The sequence below is a fragment of the Candidatus Symbiopectobacterium sp. NZEC135 genome, from assembly GCF_025962695.1.
Genome location: NZ_JAGFPF010000880.1, coordinates 1 through 869 on the forward strand (window position 1 = coordinate 1; position 869 = coordinate 869).

Here is an 869-nt window from a genome sequence, read left to right on the forward strand (position 1 = left end):
GCCATCAGCCGGGCCCGACCTTTCAACAACCGGCACCCAGCCAACATGCACAGCAGATAAACCAGAACAAAAATGCCGTTGGCGTAAACGATCAACGTCGATAATGGCAGTGACAACCAGTAAATCAGCAGGCAACAGAGCATGCTACAAAGCACCACCGCCGACAGCGCGCTAAGGGGGACTTGGGCACGTGACAGCATCCCCAGACGACTCCCAGGCGCGGCCTGTGACCACACCAGTCGCGCAAAGCCCTGCGTATAAATGTTCACACTGGCAAAGCACGCCAGATAGCCAATCAGGCAGGCTCCCCAAAAGACCCAGTCGCTGCCAAACAAATCTGCCACAATACTCAACAGCAGCGCGGTCGGCGCGGTATCACTGCTATAGGCGTTTAACTGCAAAATCGCGACGGTACAGCCCCAATAGACGATGCCAGCAATCAGCATGCCGATCATCAAGGCCCGAGGGAAATCACGCTCTGGGTTACGAAACTCGGTAGAAAGGTGAGCAAACGCTTCCAGTCCAACAAAACACCAAAACATCACAGCAAGTGAATCAAAGGTGTTCGGCCAGGAAATAGCACTCAGTGCAGGCCAGGCAATATGCGCAGGGTTGATATCACCCGCCCACCAAATGGCGGTGACCAGCAGCACCACCAACACGGCAATGCCCGTTTGAATGGACGCGCTGGAACCCGCACTGCGTGACCCGAGCAGCCAAATAGCGATCAGCGTCAACATTTGCACCAGCAATATCCCCACCCGGCTATGGCCGATAAACGGTGCCCAAAACTCAGCGGCAATTTGCAGCGCAGCAGGCAACCCCAGCGGGATCACGGAAAGAAACAGCCAGCGGGTCACGCGGGCCAG

Annotated in this window: 1 protein-coding gene; it reads right to left on the reverse strand. The window is 56.3% G+C overall.

Annotation, left to right across the window (positions count from 1 at the left end; all coding sequences use genetic code 11):
* On the reverse strand, positions 1 to 869 hold an 869-nt coding region (gene yjeH, locus J5224_RS31155; protein WP_264628873.1), incomplete at both ends, for an L-methionine/branched-chain amino acid transporter.